Source organism: Campylobacter troglodytis (assembly GCF_006864425.1).
GTDB lineage: Bacteria > Campylobacterota > Campylobacteria > Campylobacterales > Campylobacteraceae > Campylobacter_D > Campylobacter_D troglodytis.
Window position 1 is genome coordinate 1 of sequence record NZ_QHLI01000031.1, and the last position, 26,887, is coordinate 26,887.

A 26,887-nucleotide genomic window follows, 5' to 3' on the forward strand; every position below is an offset into this window, starting at 1 on the left:
AACACCAGTTTTTTACTTCGTGCTACACACTCGTAACTCTGCGAGAAGATATGCTAAAACGAAATGGGCAAGTTTATACTCAGATTGTAAAAGCTTGCTCTGCTAGCGAGCTATTACCTATAATAAGGAATTTGAGTGATATGAGCAAGACAGAATTTTATAGTGATTGCTTGGCTATTTATGATGGTTTAGTTGATTTTTTACTTCGTGCTACGCACTCGTAACTTTGCAAGAAGGAGCAAAGTTATAGAGTAAGACATAGGGAAAATGAGTTTGCAAAAGGCACAAATCACATAAATGCAATTGAGAATTTCTGGGGCTTTGCCAAGCATAGATTAAGCAAATTTAAAGGAATTAAAAAAGAAAATTTTGTCCTTCATTTAAAGGAAACAGAATTAAGACGAAAATTTTGAGACAAAATATTTATCAAAATTTATTAAAGTTGATAAGAAAAAATCTGCTTAAGTTGTCTTGAGCCTTGAATTTCATCTAACTCTTTATACTTTAAAATTATCTTGTATCACATTAAAGTATCTTTAGCCTATGCAAAATATTCTTTTAAAGACAGTTAAACCGTGTTTAAATTCATTCAAAGACTTTTAAATATCTTTTAAGCTATCCTTAAAGGTTAGGTGTGCTTGTGAATTTTAAGCTCTTTTAATCTTCTAGCAAGACAGTTAAATTTACAAGCTCTCGCTGAATTTAAAGCCCTTGCGGTTTAGAATTTCTCGAACGCTTTCTTGATGCTCCTTGCCCTTGGTTTCAAGGGTTATTGAGATCATAGCATCTCCGTAGTCTAAGGCAGTGGAAAAGCGGTCGTAGTCGATTTTGATGATGTTTGCATTGGCTTCTTTTAGGCTATTTGTGAGAGATAGAAGCGCACCAGGCTTATCTATGAGGGTTACATTTATGTGCATCTTGCGGTAAGCCTTGAAGAGTCCTTTTTCTATGATGATATTTAGCATTTGCACATCGATATTTCCACCGCTTAAAATGATGCCTATCTTTTTAGCTTCCTTTAAATCAGCCTTGTTGTGAAGCAAGGCAGCCACAGGTGCTGCTCCTGCACCTTCGACTATGATCTTATGCCTTTCAAGCAAGAAAAGCACGGCATTTGCGATCTCCTCATCATCAACTTGCACAAATTCATCGACATTTTCTAAGATGATCCTTAAATTTATCTCGTCTGTGTCTCTAACAGCTATGCCATCGGCTATGGTGCGAACGGACTTTGAATTTATCACCTTTTTTGCCTGAAAGCTTTCAAACATAGCAGGAGCACCCTTTGCGCTAACTCCCACAACGCGAATGCTTGGATTTATTTGCTTTGCTGCACTTGCTACTCCGCTAATTAGCCCCCCGCCTCCAACAGGCACTATGATGAGATCCAAATCCCCTATCTCATCGAGCATTTCAAGCATCAAGGTGCCTTGACCTGCCATTACAAGCTCATCTTCAAAGGGGTGAATGAATATAAGTCCGTTTTCTTTTGCAAATTCACAGGCAAAGGTATAAGCCTCATCGAAATTATCCCCCCTTAAAAGCACCTCAGCACCCAAGGATCTAGTAGCACTGATCTTTAAAAGGGGTGTTGATTCAGGCATTACTATGGTGGCTTTTATGCCAAAATGCCTTGCTGAAATGGCAACTCCTTGGGCGTGATTTCCTGCACTTGCTGCTATTACCCCGCTTTTTTGCTCGTTTTGACTGAGACTTGCTATCTTGTTAAAGGCTCCTCTAATCTTATAAGCACCTGTGATTTGAAGATTTTCCTTTTTTAAAAATACCTGCCTTCCACAAAGATCGCTTAAAAAATATGAATGCGTAAAGGGGGTTTTAAGCACAAAATCGCTGATTTTTTGCTTGGCTTGATAAATTTTATTTAACTCTATCATTTTGAATTTTCCTTTGTTAGCCTGGTTTTTCACGGTGCTAAATTTTTAAGCTAGGTTTTTGCCGGTTGAATTTTGTTTTACTAAGAAAACTTCCTTTGTCTGTGAAACTATGCTTTTTTGCAAAAGCTTTGCCTTGCCGAAAGAAACTGTGCTTTGTCAAAGCAACTTCATTTGACGGAGTAGTTTTGTTTTCTAAAGAAACTTCCGTTGACGGCGAAACTTCGCATTCTAAATGCACTTCGTTTTGAGGCACTTAGCACACACGACATTTCAACACTTTTTTAAAAGCCTTTAAAATGCTTTTTGAATTTTAAGCTTTGTGAAAGCAAAATTTAATTATACACAAATTTATGCCCTCTTGGTTAAATTTTGCTTAAAATCACCCCACATTCAAGATGGGGGGTCTTAGCAAATTGATCAAAAAGGGCGAAGTTTGAAATTTTATGTGTTTTTAAAAGAACTGTTAGATCTCTTTTTAGGGTTTGAGGATTGCAAGAAATATAAATTATATTTGAAAATTCAGCCACAAAGGACAAAAGCTCCTCTTCAAGTCCGGCACGAGGAGGATCCACAAAGATATGCGAGAAGGTAAAGTCTTTTAAATCAATTCCTTTGAGTCTGTAAAATTCACGCTCGCCTCTTAAAGCCTTCATTAATTCCTTGCTTGAAAGGCGAGCGAAATTTACATTTTGAGCTTTATTTAGAGAGGCATTTTTAAGGGCAAAGTTTATATTTGTCTTTGAAAGCTCAGTAGCTAAGACCTTGCGAAACATAAGGCTTAAAGGTAGGGTAAAATTACCATACCCACAGTAAGGCTCTAATAAATCATCCCTTGTGTGCGTAGCTAACTTGTCTAGGAGCCATTTGATCATGATTTCATTTATAGCGGTATTTGGCTGGATGAAGCAGTCGTTATTTAGTTCGTAAAGCCAGGTTTTGCCTTGAATTTCAAGGCTTTGAAGTAAGCTTTCACCCTTGAAAACTAGCTTTTTGCCCTTGCTTCTTGCTATGAGTTTTAAATTTAGCTTCTGGCTTAAATCATCAAGCTCAAAGCTTAAAGCATTGATGTCTGTGTGATATAGCAAACTTACGCTTAAATCATTTTTTGTAGCAAGAAATTCAGCCCCAAAGAGCTTGTAAGTGAGGGTAAGGCGTAAATTTAGCTCACTTAAAAGGCTTTTCATCATAGCTTGAATGGGCAACACCGCAAGTTCAAAGTCTTCAATTATGAATTTTTTCTTTGTCTTAGGATCAAACATAGCATAAAAAAGCCCTCCCTCATCCTTATAAAAACCAAACTCAGCCCTTGTTCTATAAGCATTTAGTGGGGATTTAAAGCATTCAAATTCACTAAAAATCCCCTCAAAAAGCCCTTTTGCAAGTTTTATTTTTTCCTCAAAGAGCATTAGGCTTGAACTTTTTTGCCTATAAATCTTAAAAGCAAGGCCATTACTATGATGCCTAAGATTAAGCTAAGCCATACATTTAGCCCCAAAGAAACAGGCAAATACCCAAAGATCAAGCTAACAGCACAAACAAGCAGAGCATATGGCAATTGGGTTTTAACATGAGCTAGTAGATCGCACTTAGCACCCATTGAGGAAAGTATGGTTGTATCTGAGATGGGAGAGCAGTGATCTCCAAAGATAGCCCCTGTTAAAACGGCTGAGATGTTGATTATCATATAATGATGAAGCTCGTGTCCTACTAAGCCATTATGAACGCCCACAGCTGCTGCAAGTGGGATGCTAAGTGGCATTAAGATGCCCATAGTTCCATAGCTTGTGCCTGTTGCAAAAGAAATGATCGAAGCTAATAAAAATATAGCACCTGCTAGCATAAAAAGTGGGGTTTTATCGCTTAAAAGCTCGATTAAATAACGAGAAGTGCCAAGATCCTTAATGACACTTGCCAAACTCCAAGCACAAAGAAGTATCACAACGGTCATAATCATAGTCCTCCATCCTTGCATCCAAACAGCTATGCCCTCTTTAATAGAAAAGATCTTATCCCAAGAAGACATCACTATGCCAACTATACTGGCAAGCAAGGCTGCTTGAAAAAGCACTATGGAAGCACTTGAAGCCCCAAAGGTCTCACGCAAGGCATAAAGGCTAAGAGGGGCTGTGTCTATATTTGCCTTTATGCTTTCATCCTCGATAGAGCTGTAGCCATTAAAATAAAAGCCTATGAAGGCAAAGATAACAAGGACAAGCAAAGGCACTATGGCATTTCTTGCCCTTAAAATTATGTTTTCTTTTGGCTCTAAGAGCTTGTCCTCGATATTATCAATGTGTCCGGCAAATTTAGAAAACTCACCCCTTCTTGCCCTTTGTTCTGCTTCTAGCATAGGTCCAAATTCACGAGACATATAAACTGTAAGTATGACAAAGATCAGCATAAAAAGATTATAAAAGCGGTAGGGTAGGGTTTCAACAAAGATGGCAAAGGCATTTATGTTTTCTACTTCTAGTTTAGCAAAGGCAGACGGATCTATGAGATCATAACCTGTTCTAATTAGGCTTAATTCGAGTCCTATCCAGGTTGAAATGATAGCAAGTCCTGCTATAGGAGCTGCGGTAGCGTCCATTATGAAGGCAAGTTTTTCTCTGCTAACCTTGAATTTATCAGTAACAGGACGCATAATAGGACCTATGATTAAGGAATTTGCATAATCATCAAAGAAGACAAAAACCCCCATCAACCAGGTGGCAAACTGAGATGATCTAGCTTGCTTTGCCTTCTTTGAAAGCCACAGGGCAACTGCTTTTGTGCCTCCGTTTTTGGTGATTAAGGCAACCACTCCTCCTATGGTGAGAACTTGCAAGATAACCCCTGCATTGCCCGTACTTGCCATAGAATTTAGGATCTTTGAGATAAAGCCTGTGAAAGCTCCTATGACTGTGTGATAAAGCAAAATGAGAGTGTTTTGAGAATTGCTAGCTTGCGAATTTATGTCTGCTTGGTTTGAGTTTTGGCTAAATTCAGTAAGCTCGCCTTGAAGTTCTGCTGTGTTTTGAATTTGAGTGCTACTTATGAGGGCTGTTTCGGCTACGCCGTATCCATTATTAACAAGGGCTAGCATAAAGGTGCCGCTTAGTGTTCCCAAAAAAAGAGAAAGAATCACATCTTTGCTAATAAAGGCTAGAATGATAGCGATCAAGGGTGGCAATAGGGTCAAGGCTCCAAAAAGCTGGGCATTTTGTATGGCCTGATCTGCTGAAAAAAGTAAAAGCGGGGAGGCTAAGAGTAAAAGTGCTTTCATTGTCTTCCTTCTTGTGAATTTAACCCTTTTGTGATGCTTGTTTTTGAGCTTTTTAAAATGACAAAATGCCTTGCAAGGTGCTAACATTTAAAATTTACAAAATGCTTTGCAAGATTGAGCACTTAAAATTTACAAATTGCCTTACAAGGCGTGAGTTCTTAAAATTCACAAATTACTTTGCAAGGCTTTGAAACTTGTCAATCTTTCAAAAAGCTAGAATTTTGCCATTTTAAACACTTAGCGCTAAAATAAAAAATGTTTTTATGTCCTTTGCAATCTTTGAGCCTTGCAAAATTTCACAAAAGAGCTTTGAAATATTTTAGCGAGTTTTTTTATAAAAGCTTTAAATAGTGCTTAAATTTGATACTTTTTGTTTCAAAACTAAGATCAGGCTTGTTTTTTACCTTGAATTTGCTTTGGGTGTGAATTTGAAATGTGAATTTAACTTTGCTTGTTTATTTTTGAATTTAAATTTGTTTTTAGCGTGAATTTAAGGCTTGAGTTTAACTGTGTTTGTTTTGAAAGTTTGAATTTAAGCTCTTTTGTAAAAAGATTTATCTTTGTTATGTTAAGCATTGTGAAGCATACAAAGTCATCATTTGTCATACTAATAGAAGTCAAGAATCCACAGCAAATGCGTAAATTTAAATTCAAAGTCCTCTGTCTTGCGGTTTTGAGGGCTGGGTATTTTGCCTTAGCAAAATTATCATTTTGTGAAATTTGTAAATTTTCTTTTATGTTGTCATTCTGAGCCTTGCGAGAGCAAGGCGAAGAAACTCAAATAAATTTTAGAGATATTTCGCTTACGGTCAATATGACAAGAGATATTTTGCAATGCTTAATATGACAAGGCTAAAAAGTCCTATTGTTTTTGAATCCGTGCCACTTCTTTGCAATCCGTAATTTGTATTTTACAATAAAAGTCTTTGTGTTGTGGTTTTGGAGACTTGGTTGTTAAAAAAACTACAAAATTTAGCAACTTTTTTGAATTTAAAATAAAATTCACAAAATTTTGTCATTTTAAGCGAAGCGAAGAAGCTCGTAGCTCAAAAAGAAATCTTTTTGTTTCAGATACCCAATCTGCTGGGTCGCTACTCTCAATTATGAAAAAAATTCAGGCCTTGTGCAAGCTCTTTAATGAAAATTTATTTGGAAAAATCTTTATGATAAAAATTCAGGCCTTGTGCAAATTCTTTGCCAAAGCAAGTGCATTTAGAAAAATCTTTTTTGCCTTGCAAGTGCTATTTTTTAAAAGCATAAATTTTATAGCATCGCTCAAGAACAAGATCTTTGAAAAAGCTATTTTTCAAAAACCTTCAATATAAGCCTTAAAATTTCGCAAAAAGCTCACTACAAGACTTACAATTTTGCAAAAAAAGCTCATTTTAAGCCTTAAAATAGAGTTAAAGCCTTTCTGTATAAAAACCAGCCCAGCTCTGAGTAACTGGCATAAGCTCGATCTCATTGACATTTATATGATCAGGCAAGGAAATAAGAGCGCATATCACAGCTGCTATGTCTTGTGCGCTTAAAAATTTGGTGTCTCTATAAACATTATCAGCCCTTTTTTTGTCTCCTTTGAAGCGAACCTCGCTAAATTCTGTCTTGCAAAGTCCTGGTGCTATGCTAGTTACCTTTATGTTTGCTCCTCTTAGATCATTTCTTAAAGCCCTTGAAAACTGTCTTACAAAGGCCTTGGTGCCACAGTACACATTGCCTCCAAAATAAGCAGTATCAGCAGCAACCGAGCTGAGATTAAAGATATGAGCTGATTTTTGCTTTCTCATCAAGGGCAAAACCGCCCTTGCTACATACAAAAAGCCCTTGACATTTGTATCTACCATAGTATCAATGTCCTCTATGTCTAGCTTGTCAAACTCATCAAGCCCTAAGGAAAGCCCAGCATTATTAAGCAAGACCGTAATATCTTGAAATTCGCTAGGCAGATCCTCAACAGCCTTAAAAATAGCTTCTTTATCTCTAACATCAGCCTTAACTGTGTGAATTTGCCCCTTAAATTCAGCCTCTAAGCTCTCTAATCTATCCTTTCTTCTTGCTAGGGCTATGATCTTATAATCTTGCCTTGCCAAGCTCCTTGCACACTCTAAGCCAAAGCCCGAACTCGCCCCTGTTATGAATGCTGTCTTTGCCATCTTTGATCCTTTGAATTTAATTTTTGTGCCACCTTGTAGAAGTTAAAAAGTGCCTTTGTGAATTTTAACCAAGATCTGTGAATTTTTATCTCAAAAAAGCCTTGTTTTGAGTGTGGCTAGTAAAATTTGTAAGTTTTAAATTTTTTGTGAAAAGGGTTGATTTTTTTTTTTTTTGATAGGATTTCAAAATTATTTTTCAAAAAGGATGAAAAAGATGAGAAAAAAAATTCATTTAAATGCTGTTATTTTAGGCATTTTTTCACTTACAACTTGCAGTTTAAATGCTAAAAATCTTGAAGAGGCTATCAAAAATGTTGATATTCAAGGCGTTTTAAGATACCGCTATGATACAGGAATTACCGCACAGAATAACACAGGCTTTAAGGATAGCAGAGGTCTAATAGCTAGCAAACAAGATCATAGGATACTAGCGAATTTGGGCATCAAAGCAAGTATAGATGATAATTTTAAGATCTTTGCCCAGCTAAGATATGGCAACAGCAAAGATGATGGTTATAGCGGAAGGGGGGCAAATACCAACTTGCCCTTTAAACTTAGACAAAGCTATTTAGAGTATGAGAACAAAGACTATGGCATAAATTTCATCGGCGGTAAGCAGCAAATGAATAGCATTTGGAGTGAAAACTACTATGACGGCTTAATCGCCTTGGGTGCAAAATTCACAGCCAAAATTAACGAAGATCTAAATTTACAAGCCTTTATTTATGATTCTTATGGCATAGACGAACAAGGAGGACAAGGAGGGGATCTTGGCTATGTGATGGGCGCAAATGGCGTGGCAAATACCGCTTATAACAACTTGTCCTTATACAGCTACAATCTTTACGGAGGGGCTTTGCTTGGTTCTTTTAGCGATTTAGGGCTTAAAACAAATCTTTGGTTTGGCTATGTGGATAAAAGCTTAAGCTTGTATGCACTTGATCTAGCTTATAAGCTTAAATTCAGCGAGGATGCTAGCTTTTCTTTTACGCTTAATTATCTTGGCAACACTATGCAAGGGACGCTTAAACGCGCTATAAACGGGGATAATGGCAATTTTGTAGGCTTAAAAGGCACTCTTGTAGGGTATGGACTAGATGCGAGTTTGGGAGGAATGTTTTATGGAAAGAAAGATAAATTCACCATTACCGTGTTTGAAGACACAGGAGATATAAGCACAGTAGGAGGACAAGAGATTATCTACACAGACGGCTCTCACCTTACAGGCTCAAAGGGTGAAAATCTCATAGGATACGGCTCCTTGGGTTATAGCTTTTCACTCTTTCGTATAGGAGGGGATTTAGCATATGGCAGCACAAAGACCAAGGATAGAGCCTTTTATGATCTTAGAGGTGGCAAAAAGCTTGAGCTTGTGGGTCGTTTAAGCTTTAAAGCTACAAAGAATCTTAATTTCACAGCCTTTTATTCTTATTTGACTGTGAATGCAAAGGATGAAAACAAGGGCAAGAAACACACCACAAGGGTGCAAGCCCTTTATAAATTTTAGAGGCTTTATAAAAAAATGTTGATCTTTGTTTGTCTTAGTGAGGTGAAAATTCCCACACTTGTCATATTGAGCGTAGCGAAATATCTCAAGCTCCCATTTGTTTGTCTTATCGTAGCGAAGTATCTCAAGCCTTCATTTGTTTGTCTTCGCCTTGCGAAGTATCTCGTAACTCAAAAAGAGTTTCTTCGCTCGCTTAGCTTCCTCGCAATGACAAAAAATCAAAAAGAGATTTTTCATTAGCTTCGCAAACTTGCAAAGGATGCTAAATTTTGATCTTATGTTAAGAGTTTTAAAGCGAAGTTTTTATCAAAAGAACAAGTTTATATGGTAAATGAATTTTGCAAAATAGTTAAATTTAAAGGCTTTTATTTAAAAAATGTTGATCTTGCCAACTGTGCCATTCTTGGATAAAGAAGCCATTAAAGGCTATTTAAGATAAGTAGCTTGAGATAAATTCAAATTTGGTGTTTTAAATTCATTTCAAAAAAAAGGAGAAAAAATGAAAAAGAATTTCTTAGTTTTGATACTATTTAGTATCTTTCTTACTAGCTTGGCTTTTGCTGAGACAAAAACTCTAACTGATGTCTTAGGACGAAAGGTTAAGGTTAATTTGCCAGCCAAACGCATAGCTCTTGGCTTTTACTACACAGACTTCATCGCTGTTGGCGGTGTAAAGGCACTTGATAATGTCGTTGGCTTTTCAAAGGCTGTTTGGACGGATTGGACTCCTACAAGTTGGGATATGTATAGCAAGGCTGTGCCAAAGCTTACCACGCTTGAGGACTTTGGCGAGGCTGAGGTTGGGACATTTTCGGTAGAAAAGGTGCTTTCTTTAAAGCCTGATTTACTCATACTTGCGGCTTGGCAGTGGCAGATTTTAGAGTTTGATCTTGAACCTGTTATGAATGCAGGAATTCCTATCATAGTGCTTGATTATAACAGAGAAAGCGTTGAAAGGCATTTGCTCTCAACCAAGCTCTTAGGCGAGATTACAGGGCAAAAGGCAAGGGCAAAGGAACTTGCCTCTTGGTATGAAAGTATAGTTAAAGATGTGCAAACTCGCATCGCAAAGGCAAAGCTGCCAAAGCCAAAAATTTACATTGAATACGGCGCAAAGGGACCAAAAGAAGCAGGCATTACCTATGGCAAGGATATGTGGGGTGCATTAATCGACTTAGCAGGTGGAGAAAACATAGCAGCACCCTTTGTCAAGCAGTGGGCGCCTATAAATCCTGAGCAAATCATAGTCTCAAAGCCTGAGGTCATAGTCATCACAGGACGAGAAACCGAGCTTAAAAAGAGCAAAGACGCTATGGTTATGGGCGTAAACATAGAGGAAAAAGAGGCTTTAAGAAGATTAGCAGCCTACAAAAAGCGTCCTGCTTGGAGCTCTTTACCAGCCATTGCCAACAATAGACTTTATGGAGCATACTTAGGAGCTACAAGAACCCTAGTTGATGCAAGTATGGTGCAGTTTTTAGCAAAGATACTTTATCCTGAGTTATTTAGCGATCTTGATCCTGTAAAGACTTATTTGGATTATCATCAAAAGTATTTGCCCGTTGTGCCAAAGGGTAGCTTTATCATTCAAGCGACAAAGTAGCTTGCAATGAGTGAAAAACTTGAAAATGCCTTAAAAGAGCACAGAAGCCGTGAATTTAGACGCCTTTTCATCATACTTGGCTTTTTACTTGTGGCTTTTGTTTCTTTAATCTTTGACATAGCCACAGGTCCCTCGCTCTTGCCACCAAAAGAGGTTTTAGACGCGCTTTTAAGTCCTTTTTTTGATGATATTAGCGCAGATGAAACGACTTTGGCGATAGTTTTTGATTTGCGTTTGCCTATTGCTTTGATGGCTTTGGTTGTAGGTGCTGCACTTGGCGTGGGCGGGGCTGAAATTCAAACCCTGCTTAACAATCCTATGGCAAGCCCCTACACCTTGGGACTTGCAGCGGCAGCTGGCTTTGGAGCAAGCCTTGTCATTGCTGTTGGAAGTTTTGGCTTGCCCCTGCTTTTTGCCGTGCCTATTGGAGCTTTCATTATGACTATGCTTAGCGGAGTGGTGCTTTTTTCCTTTGCTGCAATGCGTAGATTTAACTCGGCTACGCTCGTTTTGGTGGGCATTGCCTTGCTTTTTTTGTTTCAATCCTTGCTTTCGCTTGTTCAGTTTTTATCAAGCCCTGAGATTTCACAGCTTATTTTGTTTTGGCTTTTTGGAAGTTTGCAAAAGTCAAATTGGATAAATTTAGCCGTGATTTTCGTTGTAAGCGTTATTTGCATAGCCTTGCTTTTAAGGGATTCTTGGAAACTTACGGCTTTAAGGCTTGGAGAAGCAAGGGCAAAGAGTATGGGCGTGAATTTAAACGCACTTCGCTTTCGCACGCTTCTAATCGTGTCAATAATGACGGCAACGGCGATTTCTTTTGTGGGCGTTATCGGCTTCATAGGGCTTGTCGCGCCTCATATTGCTCGCACTTTGGTGGGAGAAGATCAAAGATTTTTCTTGCCTAGTGCTATGTTTTGCGGGGCGGCGTTTTTATCCATAGCTTCTGTGCTTTCTAAAATCATAATCCCCGGCGCGCTCTTTCCTGTGGGTATCGTAACTTCTTTTGTCGGCGTGCCGTTTTTCTTTTGGATAATCCTATCAAAAAGGAAAAGCGTATGTTAAGACTTGAAAATGTCAGCATTTACCGCAGCGAACTTTGCGTGGCAAACGCCATAAATAGCGAATTTAAGCCGGGCAAGGTATATGCCGTGCTTGGACCAAATGGAGCGGGCAAGACTTCGCTGATGTCGGCTGTTTTTGGGGATTTAGCCTTTAAGGGTAGCATTTCTCACAAAGAAACGGAATTAAGCCTTAAAAATCACTTCGCTTGGAAAAAACGCATAGCCTATATGCCACAAGATAGCGTTGTGGATGCGAGTTTGAGTGCGTTAGAAGTCGTGCTTTTGGGGCTAATTGATAGTTTGGGAATGTATGTAAGCGACTCTCAAATAAAACAGGCTTTAAGCCTTATGGAAGAGCTTGGAATTTTGCATTTAGCAAGCCGCGACATTTTGAATTTAAGCGGCGGACAAAGGCAAATGGTAATGTTTGCTTCCGTGCTTATCAAAGCCCCTGAAATTTTGCTACTTGACGAGCCCGTTAGTGCTTTGGATATGCACCATCAATGCGTTTTGCTTGAATGCGTTCGCTCATACACGCACAAAGAAAAGCTCATTACCGTCATCATCTTGCACGATTTAAGCCTTGCTTCGCAGTTTGCTGATGAATTAGTGGTGTTAAGTGAGGCTAAAATTCAAGCACAAGGGCAGGCAAAAGCCGTTTTGAGCAAGGATTTAATCGAAAATTTATACAAAATCAAAGCCGATATTTTCTACGATGAAAGCGACAAGCCTGTAATCGTGCCAAAATCGGCATTGAAAGACTTATCTTAACAAAGGAGGAAAAAATGAAAATCGTTAAGATTATGGCAGCAACAGCGTTGCTTTGTGCTTTTGCGAGTGCAAAAGATTATGAAGTTAAGATGCTTGATGTGAATGAGGAAGGCACTATGGTTTTTGAGCCCGGCTTCATACACATACAAAAGGGCGACACCGTTACCTTTGTGCCAACGCACAAGACTCACTGGGCTAAGAGTGTGGTGATTCCTGATGGAGCGTCCAAATTTGAAAGCAAGCTTGATGAGAAGGCTACCTTTAAATTTGATGTTGAGGGCGTTTATATCTATGAATGCCCGCCACACAAGATGATGAATATGCTTGGCATCATTCAAGTGGGAAAGGCTGTAAATGCTGTAAAGATAAAAGAAGTGGTGCCAAGGCTTGAAAAAAGGGTTAGTGAAAATCAAGGACGACTTGAAAGATATGCCAAACAAATCAAAGAGTAAAGAGTTTATCATACTTTCTTGCAAGGACTTCCCTCAGGGAAATGCTTCCTTGCAAGCACTTTGCGTTGGGATGCGTGAATTTTTTGCTAAAAAGGGCTTTGAGTGTGAGGCGAAAATCTTGCCTTGGCAAGAATTAAAGCTCTCAAATTTAAGCGAAAATTCAGTGCTTTTGCCCTTGGCTGTGTGGGATTACAGTGCGCATTATGATGAGTTTGTGAGCTTTTTAGACGAGTTAGAGGCTTTGAATTTAAGCATTTTTAATCCCTTAAAGCTTTTGCGTTGGAATGTATCAAAGCTTTATCTTAAAGAGCTTGATAATTTAGGCTTTGATATAATACCTAGCATTTTTGTTGAAAAAAACTTGGATAAAGAGTTTGTAGATGATGCTTTACAAAGTGCAAAAAAGTGGCAAAATCCCATCATTAAGCCCCTTGTAGGACAAAGTGGCAAGGGAGTAATGAGGCTTGAGGGCTTAAATTCACAAGAAATCACTCAAAACAAAGTCTTTAAAAAGGGCTTTATCATTCAACAATTTATCCCTGAAATTTGCGAAGATGGCGAGCTTTGCCTTGTATTTTTTAATGCTTGTTTTCAATATGCCATTTTAAGACAGGTCGCACAGGGTGAGTTTAGAGCAAATTCAAATTTTGGTGTGCATATTCAAAAATGCGAATTTGTGGATAAAAAATGCCTTGATATAGCGAAACGCATTTTCTCGCACCTACCCCAAACACCCTTATATGCAAGGTTTGATTTCATCACTCATCAAGGAAGAGCCTTACTTAACGAGCTTGAGCTTATTGAGCCGAATTTGTATTTTGACTATGAAGAAAAGGCGATAAATCATTTTTGTGCTAAAACGGATTTTTATGTTTGGCTCAAGACAACTTAAGCAGATTTTGTATTATCAACTTTAATAAAATTTGATGAGAAATTTGTCTCAAAATTTTCGCATTAATTTTGTTTCTTTTAAATGAAGTATAAAATTTCTAATTCCTTTAAACTTGCTTAATCTATGCAAAGCCTCAGAAATTCTCAATGCCATTTATGTGATTTGTGCCTTTTGCAAACTCATTTTTCCTATGTTTTACTCTATAACTTTGCTACGCAAAGTTGCAAGCCTAGCGTTGTAAAAAATCAACTAAACCATCATAAATAGCCAAGCACTAAAATTTCGTCTTGCTTATATCGCTTAAATACCACAGAAAAGAGCTTCTTAGCCAAGCAAGCTTTTACAAGCTAAGTATAAACTTGCCCATTTCGTTTTAGTAAACCTTTTACTACGCAGTTGCAAGAGGTTTAACTAAGTAAAAACACTGGTGCTTTCAGTCCCATGTCCACGCTTAGCTCGCACACGCTTTGCATCTTCTACTACGCAGTTGCAAGCCTAGCGTTGTAAAAATAACTCTCATTTATTTCAATCTCGCCTTTTTTGAAATTTTTTCACATTCTTTGGAGATTAAAATTCTAATATTTTTGATTATTTTATTGATGCTTTGGCGAGAAATTTTGCTTAATTTTGCCATTTTGGAGGCTTTAATATTTTGCATTTTTAATTACTTTAATATCAATGTTTCTTGCAAAGAAACAAGAGGCTTAACGAAGCAAAAAAATACTTTACAATTTTTTAAATTTAGCCTCTGAAATTTTGAAACAATTGATATACTTGTTTTTCATCGCTGTAATCATAACTTAAAGCTTATTTGTTTGAGTTTAAGTTGTCTTGAGCCAAAGTAATTTTTAAAAAAATATCCTTGCTTTGATTTTAAAGCATTTTAAAACTCCACAATCCGTGTTTTTTCATTGATATTTTCTAAAATATCCCTTTTAATCTCCTCATTATAAACCCCAGCATTTAGCACAAGCAAGGCATTTTCTTGGTGCAAAATGCTTATAGATAGTGCGAAAATGACATACTATAAAATTCCCTCGCTAGTGATTATATTATCCATAAAGCCCTCTTTTCTTAAAAATTCACAAATTTCTTTTTCGTAAAGTGGGCTTGAGATTAAAATACACTCAAGTCCTGTAAATTCAGCCTTGCAAGGCTTTTTGATGATAATCTTTGAGCCCTGCAAAAAGCGTCCTTGCTTGCGAGTGTCTAAATCAAAGCAAAGTGCGATTTTATCAAGGTTTGCACTATCTAAATATGTGATGATGGTGTTGCCGTGAGCTCCCGCTCCGTAAAGTGCGACTTTTGAGTATGATTTTAAGAGTGTATTTAGCTCGCAAGCCTTATCATTTAGGGCTTTGCCAAGTCTTTCATCATAAAAGATAACTTCGCTTTTTTGCGTGAATTTTTTCCTTGCAGATGCCAAAAATTTGGCATTTTTAACAAAAAAAAGCCCCAAATGTTGCTCATTGTAAAGCAAAATTTCGCCCACGCATTCGCAGGATAATTTCGCCATAAAATCGCACAAAACGCCTTTTTGATGGTATCCGCAGTGGTCATTAAAAAGCTCGTAAAAACGCAATGTGCCCAAAAATTCAGGCGTGTTTGGCACTTCTATGTATATGAGTGCTTGTGGGGCTGCGATTTGCACGACTGCTCGCAAAAACTCGCCAGCGTTTTCTATGTGTTCAAGCAGGTGGCGAAAGACGATTAAATCAATATCGTGGTCGATTTGTGTGGCGATTTTCTCGTCAAAAAAGGCTTGGATGTGCTTGTGGTGGCGGATATTTTGCACTTCAAGCGAGACTAGCGATGGGTCGATGGTGTAGATAAAATCGCACTCTGGGGCTAGTGAGACGAGTAAATCGCCACTTCCTGGGGCTATTTCAAGTAGTTTTGGTTTTGCAAGTTGTGATTTTTGGTGGCTTTGTGGGTTTGCAAGTTGAGTTGAGGTGGTTATGCTACGATTGTGTAGCTTTGTAGAATGCGGTGCAGTGGCACTTCTCTCTCTCTCTCTCTCGTTGCCACGTAGTTTGCGAGTATGGCATCTTTGATGGTGGCAATGTTGCTACTCATTGCTTTAGAGACGATTTTGCGTGAGATATAGCCCTGTGAGGCGTATTGCTCGTTGATGGCATCTGCGTCAAATGCCGCATTAAACATAAATCCGCAAGCCTTGCACTGGCTCAAAGCTAGCACAGCTTTTTGTTTTGGCGTGTTTGGCTCATCATCAAGCACACTGCTTGAAACAAAGTTTTTCTCGTGGGTAAAAAGTAAGCAAATATCGCTACCACCGCACATAGAGCAGATTTTCATCGTGTATCCTTTGCGTTAAATTACGCTGAAATTTTACAAAAATTCAGTAAATCTATCCTAAAGCCTAAAATCGCTACGCCCCTAAAACTCCACAATTTGCGTTTTTTCATTGATATTTTCTAAAATATCTTTTTTAATCTCCTCATTATAAACCCCAGCATTTAGCACAAGCAAGGCATTTTTATCACGTAAAATGCGAGGGGACAGCACTTTAAAGGCTGTGCCATAAAGCCTTTTGTTTTGCTTTTGTGCGTTATTATCCAAAATGGCTATGATTTTATCCGCACAAAGCCCATTATAAAGCAAAAACTGCGAGAAAAGATGAGCTCCAAACAAATAAATAGGCTTTTTGGTGCTTTTTAAAAGCTCGTTTAACTTAGAAATTTTTTGGCTATAAAAGCTCATAAATTCAGCAACTAGGGCTTTGTTTTGAGTGTATTGAGATTTAAGCCCTAGCTCGTAGTTTTCATTAAAATTTGTAAGCTTTTGGCAAGCATAAAATATGCTATGTTCTTTAAAATATCTTTTTTCAAGTAGCTTGAAGTGATTTTTAGCCAGTAAAAACTCTATAACGGCTTCGTTTAAAAAGATGGTGTGTTCGTAGTTTAGGCAGTTTGTGAATTTATTTTCAAGCCATTTTTGCATATTTGGTAAGGTAAAGATTAGCAGACCGTCTCTCTCTCTCTCTCTCTCTCTCGTTGCTGTGGCTTGAAACACTTTGTGTGTCAGACTTTGAAATACCGCATTCACCGTCACTTAAAGAATTCAAGCCCCCGCTTAAAGCCTCATAAATTTGAGCTAAAAAAAGATTTGGCTCATAAATATGCTCAAAGGTATGAGAATGCACTATGGTGTCGTATTTTGTGTCTAGTTTTTCCTTGCCAAAGAAGCTATCTATGTAGGTGATTTTCTCGTGCTTTGTGGAGTTTGGCTCTATGATGGTATAAGATAGGGTTTTATCTTTTTCAAGGCATTTTAGGGCTAATTTGCCGTGTCCGCCGCCTATTTCTAGCAATTTTTTAGGCTTAAAGCTCATTACAAAGCTTGCAAATTCGCTGTGATGCTCCTCCCATAAAGCCCCCACAGAGCCTGCATCGTGTCCGTTTTTATAAAGCACATCAAGTGGGACTAGATTTTTAAGCTGCACCACTCCGCTTGGCTTAAAAATTACAAAATCCATTCTAGCCACCAAATCCTCGCTTTGTGGTTCATTCGTGCAGCCACAAAATAAAGGGAAATCAAAGCCAAAGGCAGGCTCAAACTCACTCTCACCTGTGATGGCACAGTTTGTGCGTTCAATATAATCAATTTTTTTCATTTTTGTCCTTTTTTATGAATTTTTATCTGTTTTTACGCCAAAAAATCGCTTTATGGGGTAGCGAAAGGGGCGGATTTTGTGGCGAATTTTAGCGAAAAATCTTTTCGGCTTAATAAATAATTGCTTGTGCGTGTAGAATTTCACAAAAGCTTTCAAATGCTCTAAATTTTTAAGCCTTTTATGCTCATCTTGACTAATGCATACAGTAGCGACTGCGATATTTTCACTCAAACCGCGAAAGGCTATGTATTCATTTGTTCGCTTGATTTTATAGGGGCGATTATAGCAAGAATGAATGCCGGTAATATCAATGTGTTTGGATACAAGATAATTACACATAATGCTTTCAGGGCTATACAAATTCGCATTTTGCAAATCATCGTAAGAAAGCTTGTCGTAATACTCTGCAAGTAAATTCATCGTGCTTGGCGTAGATAAATAAAATGTGTCAATACCGCCCCTTTCATTATAAGTTGCATCGTAATACCCAAAGAGTTTTTGTGAAGTATCGCCCCAAAAATTCAAAAAATCCAAAGAAAATCTATCCGTGAAAAACAAATCAGGATGTGTATTTATGACAAAATCATACTTTACGCCACTTTGCTTTTCGTAATCTACTCGCAAATTATTTACACACTGCAAGCTGTAATATACACTTAATGTGGATTGAAATTTATAGCCTTTTTCGGGGCAACGCATTTTCACAAATTTTTCACTATCCTTATGCGTGGGCTGAGGCATTATGTCTATGCCTTTTAGCTTGTAAAGCTTTGTGAGATAGTCTTTGCTTGACGTTTTGCTAGGCATTGCTGTGGGGGCGATGTCCTTTTCACCGCTTAACGACACCTTTACGTCCTCGACAAAGTCCCACGAGTACATAAAAATATCCACTTCAAAGCCCACATTTTCGATGGGCTTAACGAGATTTGCAAAAAAGCTCTCAAGACAGCTTTCAAAGCTATGCAAATAGCCATAAAGCTGAATTGCTAATCGTTTTTGCTTTTGTGTAGTTTGTGTGTTTGTCATTGTTTTTCCTTTCGTTTAGGTTTTGCTTTGTAATTTGAATTGCTATAAATCGCATTTGCGATTCTCGCAATGACTAGTAATGACCCCTCCCCCAGCCCCTATCACAAGGGGAGGGGAGTTTTATATTTCTTTCCTCCTCCCCTTGCGGAGGAGGGGGTTTGCTTCGCAAAACTTGCAACCCGTTGGGTGGGGTGGGTATTACAAACTACAAACCACAAATTACAGAACACTGACCTTGTTTTAATTAAGGTCTATATTCCGTTACCCACCCCCCAAACCCCCCTTTGCAAGTGAGGGGGCTTTTGGTTGGAATCCACGCTTGCAAGTGAGGGGGGGGGGGGGGGGGTTAATGTGTTGCCCATCCGCAAGGTAGGGGGAAGATTTAGAATTCACGCTTTCAAAGTAGGGGGACTTTGAACTTAAATTCAAGCATTTTTTGTCGGCTGTGGATTCTTTTCTACACTCAGAATGACAATGATTTGGATTGCCACGCTTGCAATTCTCGCTCACAATGACAAAAAAGGCTTTGCGTGATTTGTCGTTATCATCGCAATTTGCCAAAATTTTATCTTTTGTTTTTGTGTCTATGATAAAGGCTTCATTATAGCCTGTTAAAATGTCACGGTATATAGAAATATCCCATTCTTTTAAGGGCGTGCCGATTTTTCGATTTTAGCTTTGAGTGCAAGAAGCTCATTGCTATCAAAGATAAAGGCTTCTTTGTTAAGCTGGCTTTGGGGGATTTGCGTGGTGTTTAGCATTGATAGTTTTATTTGTAACATTTTTTTTGAATTTTTGTTTGAATTCTTTGTTGAATTTAAGGAATTTATTGGATTTTAGGCGCTTTGTGAATTTTCAGAGTTTTCATACACACTCCTAAACCCACTTTGCAAGGCAGAGGGGGAGAATCAGCGAAGAATATCTCCATAAGAGAGCGGACTTTTTACCTTTGTCATATTGAGGCTTTGCAAAAGCCAAAATATCTCGTAATTCAAAAAAGAGATTTTTTTGCTACGGCTACGCCTTGCAACCCGCCCTGTCGCTACGCTCAAAATGACAAAGTTTTGTGAATTTTTTAAGAAATTCACGGGTTTTGGCCTTTTACGCTTTTTATATCAATTCAATTTTGCTTTCGTTTAAGTCATAAAGGCTATAAACTAATGTGTTGATTTCTTGTTCTAGCTTGCTTATCTTGTCATTGCGAGAGCCCTTAGGCTCGTGGTAATCTATGTTTTTGCTTTGTGAATTGCCACGAGAATTCTGCGGATTGCCTTGCAATGACGAAGTGGAGTGGATTGCTTCGGCTTTGCTTTGCAATGACGAAGTGGCTGAATTTTGTGAATTTTCTAACGACCCACCCCCTAAATCCCCATTTGCAAGGGAGGGGGACTTTTGGTTTGAATTTTCTAGGGCTTTGCTTTGTTTGCTTTTTTTGGTGTTTTTGGTATTAGGTAGGTTAAATAAGACAGCTTGAGGGTTTGTGTCTTTGTCATATTGAGGCTTTGCAAAAGCCGAAATATCTCTTTTTTTTAGATGCTTCGCAACGCTTTATATAACAAAATTTTAGGCTTTTGCCTAAATTTTTATGGATTTTACTTCGTGCTACGCACTCGTAACACATTTTTGCTACGCAAAAACCGCTTCGCTTGTGCCGCCACGAATTTGCTAACGCAAATTCTCGCAATGACGACCCACCTCCCAAATCCCCTCCGCAATGGAAGGGGGCTTTTGTTACCGAACATAGACTACAAAACACAGAGTGCAGAAGATGAAAAATTAAAGGACATTTTAAATTCAAACAAGTGCGAACGGAATACATAACATATACTACAAAACACAGAAAATGTGAAAAATAAAAAATCGCTTGAATTTTAAATTCAAACAAATTTGATTTATTTGTCATTTTGAGTTTTCATAAGGAAGCGACCCAACGGATTGGGTAGCCGTAGCAAAAAAATCTCAAGACTCCCCTTGTCATTTTGAGCGTAGCGAAAGGGCGGATTGGGTAGCCGTAGCAAAAATATCTCAAGCCTTCCCTTGTCATTTTGAGCGTAGCGACAGGGCGGGTTGCAAGGCGTAGCCGTAGCAAAAAAATCTCAAACGACTTAAATAGAGATACTTAGCACACGCGAAGACAGACAAATGGGGACTTGAGATACCTTGCACAAAACCTCAGTATGACAAGGATTTAGAGTTTCTTTGCTTAGTATGACAATATTTCAAAGCCTTATTACACTTAGAGAACACTTTGCTTCGTGCGACAAAGTTAATACTTTAAAAAAGCAAATAAATTCAAAACAAAACCCTTTAACCATCCCTTTTAAATTCAAAGCCTAAGCCCACAATTTTGCTATGAATTTTAAAAGAGGATTTTTGCTGTCCTTAAAAAAGGCTTGAGGGGAACTTTTAAACTTCCTAAAAAGCCTGTAAAATTTAGTATGAGAGATTCTTGTTTGCAAATTTTGTGGCAAAAATGAAAAGCCTTTGTGGCTTAGCTCATATAAATAAGGCTTGTAGATGAAAGAGCTTAGGGGGTGAAACTGTCTGTTTTCGGGTAGCTCCTCTTGTAAATAACCTTGTAATTTGCTAAAAAATCTCTTGTGGTTTTTGTCCTTGTTGTCAAAATAGCCGTTTTGATTTGGCTCACTGTGCCAAAAATGATACAAATAAAGCCCATAAAAGCAGCACTCATAGCCAAGCAGAGAAAAATACGCCCTAAAGCCCTTAAATTCGCTAAAATCCCAATTTCGGCTATCATAAAGCATAGCCCTTGGCATTTTTTCAAAGGCTTGAGTTTTAAGCAGCACCCTTGCAAGTAAATCAAAGTCCTCATAGCCGTGCCCCACAAAGTCCTCATCAAAGCCCCCAAGCCTTAAAAAAAGCTCTTTGTTTATGGCAAAAGAGCTTGTAGAAACGGGGGTAAAAAACTTCACAAGCTCGTTTTTGCCAGAAATTAAATCATTTTGAATGATAAGCTCAAACTCTTCTTCTTTTTTCGTAGGCAAAAGGGCATTTGCTTCTTCTTTTAAAAAGACACAAGGAAGGACAATGAGGGCGTTTTGATTATTTGCGAAGTCTTTAAGCTCTATGAGCTTTAAAATTTTAGCTAAGTTAGCGCTTGTTAGATAATAATCCACATCAAGTGCCATCACCACTTCAAATTTGGCATTTTTAACGCCTAAATTTCTGCAAGCTCCTTGAGAAAAAAAGCCTCTTTCTTGCTGAGCCTCATCTTTTAGGTAAGTATGCCCACTTTCTTTGATAAGGGCTTGAATTTCAGGGGCAAGCTCAGAGGAAAAGCCCTCCACAAAGATATATTCCACACTTTCACCACTTGTAAAGTCCCTAACCTTTTGAAGAACCCTATCTTTGATGTAAGGTCTTTGCTTACTTAATCCAAAAGGAATGATGATAGAAAGCCTAGCTTGCATAAAAGGCTCTCAACCAAGCAAGGCTTGCAAGATGGGCTTTGATACAAGCTTAATCTTGCCCTTGTTTGTGGTGATGGCTTTTTCAGCCTTAAGGGCTTTTATGATGCGAGAGAGGCTTTCTGCTCTGGCATTTAGCTCTGTGGCTATTTGCCTTTGACTAAGATTATTTAGCCTTGCTTCATTTTCAAGCACATAGATGATAAATCTTTGTTTTAAGGATACTTGATTTTGATTAAGCTCTCTTTCTAAAATTCTAATCTTTTCAAACAAAGAAGTTATCATAAGCAAGGAAAAATCAGCATTGTTTAAACACAGCCTTTTAAAATCCTCAAATTCAAGGCACAAAAGCTCGCTATCCTCCTCACAAATGGCACTTGCTGGGTAAAGCCCTTGTTTAAAGGCTGGCATTTCAGCTATGAAGCTTAGAGGCTTAAATAAATGCAAGGTGATTTCTTTACTCAAAGAAGGGCTCTTATACACCCTCACAGCCCCCCTTAAAAGCAAGAAAAAGCTTTTTGCCCTATCTTGCTCATAAAAGATGATATTGCCCTTTTTGTAAAGCCTTTTGGTGCCGATTTTTTCTAACTCTTTGACGAACTCTTTCACCTTTAACCTAAATCAATCTTTATTAAGTAAAAATTAGCTAATATTATAGCCTAAAATTCAAAAACAAAGGACAAACAATGAAGTATGACACCATAAATAAAGAGGCTTTAGATAAATTAATGGAGCTTTTTTATGAAAAAATTCGCAAGCACAAGGAACTTGGAGTTATCTTTAATGCAAAGGTAGGCACTAGCGATGAGGAGTGGGCAGCTCACAAGGAAAAGATTAGCAATTTTTGGCAAGGAATGCTCTTAGGCGAGGGAAATTACAGCGGACAGCCTATGAAAGCCCATGTAGAGTTACCTCCCTTTCCAAGAGAGTTTTTTAATCACTGGCTAGGGCTTTTTGAAGAAAGCCTAGATAAACTCTTTGTAGAAGAAATAAAGGGCATAATCTTACAAAGGGCGCAAATGATAGCACAGAATTTCCAAAGGGTGCTTTATGCTGGTTCTTAGGGACTTGAATTTGTGAGGCTTAGAGGCTTTGGCTTTCATAGGCTGTTAGTTGAGGCTTGAATTTTGTAGTGGCTTTTTAGGCTTTGAATTTTTTGTTTAGGCTTTTTGAGTTTATGAAATTTAGAATTTTGTAAGCCTTGAATTTTATAGTTGTTTTTTGAAGGTTTTGAATTTTTTTTGAGGCTTTGAAATTTTTAGGCTTGAATTTGCAAGGCTTGAATTCATAAAGACAACTTAGAATTTAAGGCTTGAATTTGTTGAGCTAGCTTAGAATTTGAGGCTTGAAAGGATTTGAATTTATAAAGATAACTTAGAATTTAAAGATCTTGACTTTGTAAAAATAGTTTAAAGCTTAAATTTAAAGGCTCTTTAAATTCAAAGAACTAAGCCTTGAATTTAATTTCCAAGCTTTAAGGCAAGGCTCATTAAGCCTTGAATTTAAGGGCTGATTTAAAGCTTAGGGCTTGAATTTGTTAAGATAGTTTAGAATTTGCAACTTGGAGTCTAATTTAGAAATTAAGGCTTGAATTTAAAGTTTAATTTAAAATCATAAATCTCACTTAAAAATCAGCTTGAATTTTAAAATGTAATTGACTCAAGATACTTGAATTTAATAAAATATCATTTTAAACTTTGAATAATAAAATGAAAAATAAACATATAATATGTTTTTAAATTTCCAAAAAAATTTAAGGAATTTTAAAGTATTTTTTTGCTCCGTTAAGCCTCTTGTAATTTTGCAAGAAGCCTTGATTTAGAGGTGAAAAATTACCAAACCTTGTCAAATTCCTCATAAAAGCTTGTGTAAGATTTTCAAATAAATTCACATTTTAATAGCCAAAAAATGCGAGAAGCTTTCTAAAATTAGTACTGAGCTTGAAGTTTATGAAAATTACTTTTTGCTTACTTGCACTTGTAGCTGTGTAGTAGAAGGTGCAAAAACATAGGAGCAAGCAAAAGATCCTAAAAACGAGTTTGTAAATGAGCTAATCCATATTAACGAAATTGTGAATTTTTTTGTTTCGTGTTTCACACTCGCAACTGTAAGCAGAAGTTTGCAAAGTTTAGACTTGCTAAATTTCGTGGAATAAAGAAAGCAAATTTTATCCTTCATTTAAAAGAAATAGAATTAAGACGAAAATTTTAGGACAAAATTCTCATCAAAATTTATTAAAGTTGATGGGAGAAAATCCTATTAGAGTATATTGAGCCTAAAATTTTATATAAAATTTTCTTAAAATGGCTTAGGAAAAATCCTAGCTCATTTTAGGCTAAAAGTATCAATCGCTAAATTTATTGAAATTGATAAGTCAAAATTTTGCTAAAGCACCTTGAGGCTATTTTTTAAGGATTTTAGGGGCTGTAAATTTTCTTGCCTTGTGTTTTTGAAAGGCATTTAAAAGGCTAGATCCATTTTAAGCCTTAAATTTAAATGCTTGTAAAAGTCCTTGTAAAAGAAGTTCTAGGATCAAAAAATTTGCAAGAAAATTGAGCGGTAAAATAAAGCTTGAATTTCAAAAAACTGTTTTAAAGCCTTGAAGTAAGATCAAAATAAATTACAAAATCTAAGTAGCTGCAATTATAAGAACTAAAAATATCAAGCTTTAAAGTATTTGTATAAGGCGATTGATACTTTTAGCTGATATAATTACGGCCCAAAGTTTGGTAAAATCGATCTTAGTATATATTTTTGCCCTACATTTGAAAGCGGAAATTTAATCAACTTTGGAGTGTTTTTGTGCTGATATTTGCGTAAGCAAAATCGCTGTTTTATGTAAGGTTTCTCGCCCTTGCGTGAATGCAATTGTGCAGCAAGCTTTTGATAGCAAAAGAGTGTGAAAAAATATCTAAAATGAGTGGTGGGATTGAATAGGGTGAGAGTTATTTTTTTACTTCGTTACACTCGTAACTGCTAGCAGAAGGGACAAAAAGAGTGCGTGGAAAGCGTGGGCGTGGGGCTGGAAAAAAGACACCTGTGTTTTTGCTTCGTTACCCCTCTTGTCCCTTTGCGAGAAGGAATGCTAAAATGCAATCGCACGAGTTTATACGCTCAAACATTGCTCTGCCAAAGAGCTACTGCCCATCATAAAGGACTTTTCGGAGCTTGAATAAAGTGAAATTTACAGCGATGGATTAAAATCCTACGGTGCCTTGGTGGATTTTTTACTTCGCCTTGCTCGTCTTTTTACAAGAAGAAACAAAGGCACATTACAGGGTAAAACATAGTGCAAATGAGTTTGCAAATGGACGAAGCCATATCAACGAAATTGTGAATTTCTGAGGACCTTACAAAGGCTAGATTAAGTTAGTTTCACGGCAAGGGAATTTTTCACGCATTTGAAAGAAACTGAATTTAGATACAATGTCAAGGTTAAAAACGAAAATTTGTATAAAATTTTGTTGAAATGGCTTAGGAAAATCCTAGCTCATTTTAGCTAAAAGTATCAATTGCCAAAATCTAATTAGCTACAATCACAACAACTAAAAATATCAAGCTTCAAAGCATTTATATGAAGTTAAATTCAAGGACTCATTTTAAAAGCCTCAAAACAAGTCCTCAAAGCTTAGGCTAAACTAGCAAGAATAGCAGGTCTTAAACTCATAAGCAGTTGGCCTAGCCTCCACAGGCCACACCTGAGTTCTAAATTTCAAGTGTTGATACTCATCTATAAAGACCTCGCTCATAACGGGCTTTAAGTAGCTATTGTATCTTATAAGTGCTTCTAGGCTTCCTCTTAGGGTGTGTGGCAACTGCTCTATGCCCTTTTCTCTAATGGCATCAAGGGTAAGTTCAAATAAATTCTCATCCATAGGACCCACAGGAATAGTTTTGTTTTTTATGCCATCAAGTCCTGCCATTAAAAGGCTTGAAAAGGCTAGGTAAGGATTTGAGGTGCTATCAGGAAATCTGATCTCTATCCTAGCTGAGTTTTTACCAGCCCCATAAGGCACACGACAACTAGCACTTCTATTTTGACAAGAATAAGTAAGGATTGACGGTGCTTCAAAGCCTGGAATTAGCCTTTTGTATGAATTTGAACTAGGATTTGTAAAGGCTGCTACGCTTCTTGCGTGTCCTAGGATCCCACCTATATAATTAATGGCGGTTTGACTTAGATGCCCATAGCCTTCCTTATCATAAAACAAATTCGTCCCATCCTTCCACAAACTCATATGCACGTGCATTCCGTTGCCATTATCCCCATAAAGTGGCTTTGGCATAAAGGTGGCTGTCTTGCCATTAAGATGAGCTACCATTCTAACTACATATTTATAAATTTGCACATTATCGGCTGCTTCTACAAGGGTGCCAAATTGAACCCCTATTTCGCCCTGAGCCTGGGCTACCTCGTGGTGGTGGACAAAGACTTTTAGCCCCACCTTTTCAAGGGTTTGTACCATTTCAGCTCTCAGATCAACCATACTATCCATAGGTTGAACTGGAAAATACCCCCCCTTTGTCCTCGTGCGGTGTCCTGTGTTGTAGCCATCTGTGAAGTCTTTATCATCATTCCACTCGCCTTCTTCTGCGTCTATTTCATACTTTGCGCAGTTGATATTATCAACGATCTTAACGCTATCAAAGACAAAGAACTCATTTTCTGGTCCAAAATAAGCAGTATCGGCTATGCCACTATCTTTAAGATACTGCATAGTCTTTTTTGCAATGCTCCTAGGGCATTTTTCATACATTTGTCCCTTGTAGATGTCATACACATCGCAAAATACAACTATGGTAGCATCCGCTGTGAAGGGATCCAAAAAGGCACTCTCAGCCTCAGGTCTTAAAATCATATCTGATTTTTCCACAGGCTGCCAGCCATTGACAGAGCTAGCATCAAAGGGTATGCCCTCTTCAAAGTGATCTTTGCTTACAGCATTTATGTTGTAGGTAATGTGATGCCAAGTACCTATCATATCAGTGAATCTAAAATCCACAAACAAGACCTCATTGTCCTTACAATAGTCGAAAAAGCCATCGACACTATTCACAAATTTTCCCATTTTTTCTCCTTTTGAAATTTGATTTGAGAAATTGTAGCATAAAATTATTTAATTAAGCTTAAATTAAAATAAATTTTTCAATAAATTTTAATTTTTTATCTTAAAGGCTGAATTTTAGGCTGCTTGTA

The 26,887-nt window shown here is 37.6% G+C and carries 26 protein-coding genes and 3 pseudogenes; 12 read left to right on the forward strand and 17 right to left on the reverse strand.

All coding sequences use genetic code 11. The annotated features are described in order from the left end of the window. Positions 1 to 475, forward strand: a pseudogene (locus DMC01_RS15115) (hypothetical protein); the annotation flags it as partial. 208 nt (positions 476 to 683) lie between these two features. On the opposite strand, the gene ilvA reads toward DMC01_RS15115, so the two are convergent. The 5 genes from ilvA to DMC01_RS07420 all read right to left on the reverse strand — a co-directional run bounded on the left by ilvA (position 684) and on the right by DMC01_RS07420 (position 7,313). Then, the gene (ilvA, locus tag DMC01_RS07405; protein WP_142693618.1) at positions 684 to 1,895 is read right to left on the reverse strand and encodes a threonine ammonia-lyase; all 1,212 of its coding nucleotides are present in this window, start codon (positions 1,893 to 1,895) and stop codon (positions 684 to 686) included. 362 nt (positions 1,896 to 2,257) lie between these two features. Then, positions 2,258 to 3,328: a tRNA (uridine(54)-C5)-methyltransferase TrmA gene (gene trmA / locus DMC01_RS07410; protein WP_427846105.1), complete on the reverse strand. Its 1,071-nt coding sequence runs from the start codon at positions 3,326 to 3,328 to the stop codon at positions 2,258 to 2,260. Next, on the reverse strand, positions 3,301 to 5,160 hold the full coding sequence (locus tag DMC01_RS07415) for a Na+/H+ antiporter NhaC family protein (protein WP_246059106.1): 1,860 nt from the start codon (positions 5,158 to 5,160) through the stop codon (positions 3,301 to 3,303). Before DMC01_RS07415 ends, trmA begins: the two co-directional genes overlap by 28 nt. Positions 5,161 to 5,601: 441 nt before the next feature. Beyond that, positions 5,602 to 5,736 (reverse strand): hypothetical protein, encoded by a 135-nt coding sequence (locus DMC01_RS15935; protein ID WP_282432277.1) that lies wholly within the window; start codon positions 5,734 to 5,736, stop codon positions 5,602 to 5,604. Between the two features lie 827 nt (positions 5,737 to 6,563). Next, entirely contained in the window at positions 6,564 to 7,313 is a 750-nt protein-coding gene (locus tag DMC01_RS07420) for an SDR family NAD(P)-dependent oxidoreductase (RefSeq protein ID WP_142693620.1), read from the reverse strand. 214 nt (positions 7,314 to 7,527) lie between these two features. On the opposite strand from DMC01_RS07420, the gene DMC01_RS07425 reads away from it, so the two are divergent. The 6 genes from DMC01_RS07425 to DMC01_RS07450 all read left to right on the forward strand — a co-directional run bounded on the left by DMC01_RS07425 (position 7,528) and on the right by DMC01_RS07450 (position 13,602). Further along, a complete protein-coding gene (locus tag DMC01_RS07425; protein ID WP_185908813.1) occupies positions 7,528 to 8,820 on the forward strand; it encodes a major outer membrane protein in 1,293 nt (430 codons plus the stop codon). Between the two features lie 499 nt (positions 8,821 to 9,319). Continuing rightward, positions 9,320 to 10,423, forward strand: coding sequence for an ABC transporter substrate-binding protein (locus DMC01_RS07430; RefSeq protein ID WP_142693622.1), 1,104 nt, complete (start codon positions 9,320 to 9,322; stop codon positions 10,421 to 10,423). Positions 10,424 to 10,429: 6 nt separating this feature from the next. Beyond that, positions 10,430 to 11,488: a FecCD family ABC transporter permease gene (locus tag DMC01_RS07435; RefSeq protein ID WP_142693623.1), complete on the forward strand. Its 1,059-nt coding sequence runs from the start codon at positions 10,430 to 10,432 to the stop codon at positions 11,486 to 11,488. After that, positions 11,482 to 12,258: an ABC transporter ATP-binding protein gene (locus tag DMC01_RS07440; protein ID WP_142693624.1), complete on the forward strand. Its 777-nt coding sequence runs from the start codon at positions 11,482 to 11,484 to the stop codon at positions 12,256 to 12,258. Before DMC01_RS07435 ends, DMC01_RS07440 begins: the two co-directional genes overlap by 7 nt. A 14-nt stretch (positions 12,259 to 12,272) precedes the next feature. Continuing rightward, positions 12,273 to 12,710 carry a pseudoazurin gene (locus DMC01_RS07445; RefSeq protein ID WP_142693625.1) on the forward strand — a complete coding sequence of 146 codons (438 nt, stop codon included), beginning with the start codon at positions 12,273 to 12,275 and terminating at the stop codon, positions 12,708 to 12,710. Further along, positions 12,688 to 13,602, forward strand: coding sequence for an ATP-grasp domain-containing protein (locus DMC01_RS07450; protein ID WP_142693626.1), 915 nt, complete (start codon positions 12,688 to 12,690; stop codon positions 13,600 to 13,602). Before DMC01_RS07445 ends, DMC01_RS07450 begins: the two co-directional genes overlap by 23 nt. Before the next feature lie 48 nt (positions 13,603 to 13,650). On the opposite strand, the pseudogene DMC01_RS16615 reads toward DMC01_RS07450, so the two are convergent. The 6 genes and pseudogenes from DMC01_RS16615 to DMC01_RS07470 form a co-directional block, all read right to left on the reverse strand. Continuing rightward, a pseudogene (locus DMC01_RS16615) lies at positions 13,651 to 13,807 on the reverse strand (IS1595-like element ISIse1 family transposase); the annotation flags it as partial. 819 nt (positions 13,808 to 14,626) lie between these two features. Continuing rightward, positions 14,627 to 15,562, reverse strand: coding sequence for a methyltransferase domain-containing protein (locus tag DMC01_RS07455; protein ID WP_282432280.1), 936 nt, complete (start codon positions 15,560 to 15,562; stop codon positions 14,627 to 14,629). Beyond that, on the reverse strand, positions 15,559 to 15,918 hold the full coding sequence (locus DMC01_RS07460) for a hypothetical protein (RefSeq protein ID WP_142693628.1): 360 nt from the start codon (positions 15,916 to 15,918) through the stop codon (positions 15,559 to 15,561). The genes DMC01_RS07455 and DMC01_RS07460 overlap by 4 nt, the downstream gene beginning before the upstream one ends. Before the next feature lie 81 nt (positions 15,919 to 15,999). Then, on the reverse strand, positions 16,000 to 16,563 hold the full coding sequence (locus DMC01_RS15125; protein WP_246059107.1) for a hypothetical protein: 564 nt from the start codon (positions 16,561 to 16,563) through the stop codon (positions 16,000 to 16,002). Next, complete coding sequence (locus tag DMC01_RS15130) at positions 16,547 to 17,236, reverse strand: class I SAM-dependent methyltransferase (protein ID WP_246059109.1); 690 nt, start codon at positions 17,234 to 17,236, stop codon at positions 16,547 to 16,549. Before DMC01_RS15130 ends, DMC01_RS15125 begins: the two co-directional genes overlap by 17 nt. A 12-nt stretch (positions 17,237 to 17,248) precedes the next feature. Next, on the reverse strand, positions 17,249 to 18,262 hold the full coding sequence (locus tag DMC01_RS07470) for a hypothetical protein (RefSeq protein ID WP_142693629.1): 1,014 nt from the start codon (positions 18,260 to 18,262) through the stop codon (positions 17,249 to 17,251). 79 nt (positions 18,263 to 18,341) lie between these two features. Between DMC01_RS07470 and DMC01_RS13480 the strand changes: the two genes are divergently transcribed. Next, on the forward strand, positions 18,342 to 18,506 hold the full coding sequence (locus DMC01_RS13480) for a hypothetical protein (RefSeq protein WP_185908814.1): 165 nt from the start codon (positions 18,342 to 18,344) through the stop codon (positions 18,504 to 18,506). A 17-nt stretch (positions 18,507 to 18,523) separates the two neighbouring features. Here DMC01_RS13480 and DMC01_RS07475 read toward each other — a convergent pair whose 3' ends face one another. The 3 genes from DMC01_RS07475 to DMC01_RS07480 all read right to left on the reverse strand — a co-directional run bounded on the left by DMC01_RS07475 (position 18,524) and on the right by DMC01_RS07480 (position 19,350). Further along, positions 18,524 to 18,823 (reverse strand): hypothetical protein, encoded by a 300-nt coding sequence (locus tag DMC01_RS07475; protein ID WP_142693630.1) that lies wholly within the window; start codon positions 18,821 to 18,823, stop codon positions 18,524 to 18,526. Positions 18,824 to 18,909: 86 nt separating this feature from the next. Further along, positions 18,910 to 19,044, reverse strand: a complete 135-nt coding sequence (locus DMC01_RS15940; RefSeq protein WP_282432278.1) for a hypothetical protein — start codon at positions 19,042 to 19,044, stop codon at positions 18,910 to 18,912. A 126-nt stretch (positions 19,045 to 19,170) separates the two neighbouring features. Further along, the gene (locus tag DMC01_RS07480; RefSeq protein ID WP_142693631.1) at positions 19,171 to 19,350 is read right to left on the reverse strand and encodes a hypothetical protein; all 180 of its coding nucleotides are present in this window, start codon (positions 19,348 to 19,350) and stop codon (positions 19,171 to 19,173) included. Positions 19,351 to 19,490: 140 nt separating this feature from the next. Here DMC01_RS07480 and DMC01_RS07485 point away from each other — a divergent pair, with 140 nt between their 5' ends. Continuing rightward, a complete protein-coding gene (locus tag DMC01_RS07485; protein WP_142693632.1) occupies positions 19,491 to 19,736 on the forward strand; it encodes a hypothetical protein in 246 nt (81 codons plus the stop codon). A gap of 59 nt (positions 19,737 to 19,795) precedes the next feature. Continuing rightward, a complete protein-coding gene (locus DMC01_RS07490) occupies positions 19,796 to 20,083 on the forward strand; it encodes a hypothetical protein (RefSeq protein WP_142693633.1) in 288 nt (95 codons plus the stop codon). A 512-nt stretch (positions 20,084 to 20,595) separates the two neighbouring features. Here DMC01_RS07490 and DMC01_RS07495 read toward each other — a convergent pair. Both DMC01_RS07495 and DMC01_RS07500 read right to left on the reverse strand, forming a co-directional pair. Further along, positions 20,596 to 21,693: a galactosyltransferase-related protein gene (locus tag DMC01_RS07495; RefSeq protein WP_142693634.1), complete on the reverse strand. Its 1,098-nt coding sequence runs from the start codon at positions 21,691 to 21,693 to the stop codon at positions 20,596 to 20,598. Positions 21,694 to 21,702: 9 nt separating this feature from the next. After that, positions 21,703 to 22,299, reverse strand: coding sequence for a Crp/Fnr family transcriptional regulator (locus DMC01_RS07500; protein ID WP_142693635.1), 597 nt, complete (start codon positions 22,297 to 22,299; stop codon positions 21,703 to 21,705). A gap of 77 nt (positions 22,300 to 22,376) precedes the next feature. On the opposite strand from DMC01_RS07500, the gene DMC01_RS07505 reads away from it, so the two are divergent. Together DMC01_RS07505 and DMC01_RS16620 are read left to right on the forward strand one after the other, a co-directional pair. Then, the gene (locus DMC01_RS07505; protein ID WP_142693636.1) at positions 22,377 to 22,754 is read left to right on the forward strand and encodes a group III truncated hemoglobin; all 378 of its coding nucleotides are present in this window, start codon (positions 22,377 to 22,379) and stop codon (positions 22,752 to 22,754) included. Positions 22,755 to 24,567: 1,813 nt separating this feature from the next. Next, positions 24,568 to 25,193: pseudogene (locus tag DMC01_RS16620) on the forward strand (transposase); the annotation flags it as partial. Between the two features lie 135 nt (positions 25,194 to 25,328). Here DMC01_RS16620 and glnA read toward each other — a convergent pair. Next, on the reverse strand, positions 25,329 to 26,759 hold the full coding sequence (gene glnA, locus DMC01_RS07515; RefSeq protein ID WP_142693637.1) for a type I glutamate--ammonia ligase: 1,431 nt from the start codon (positions 26,757 to 26,759) through the stop codon (positions 25,329 to 25,331). Positions 26,760 to 26,887 lie beyond the last annotated feature (128 nt).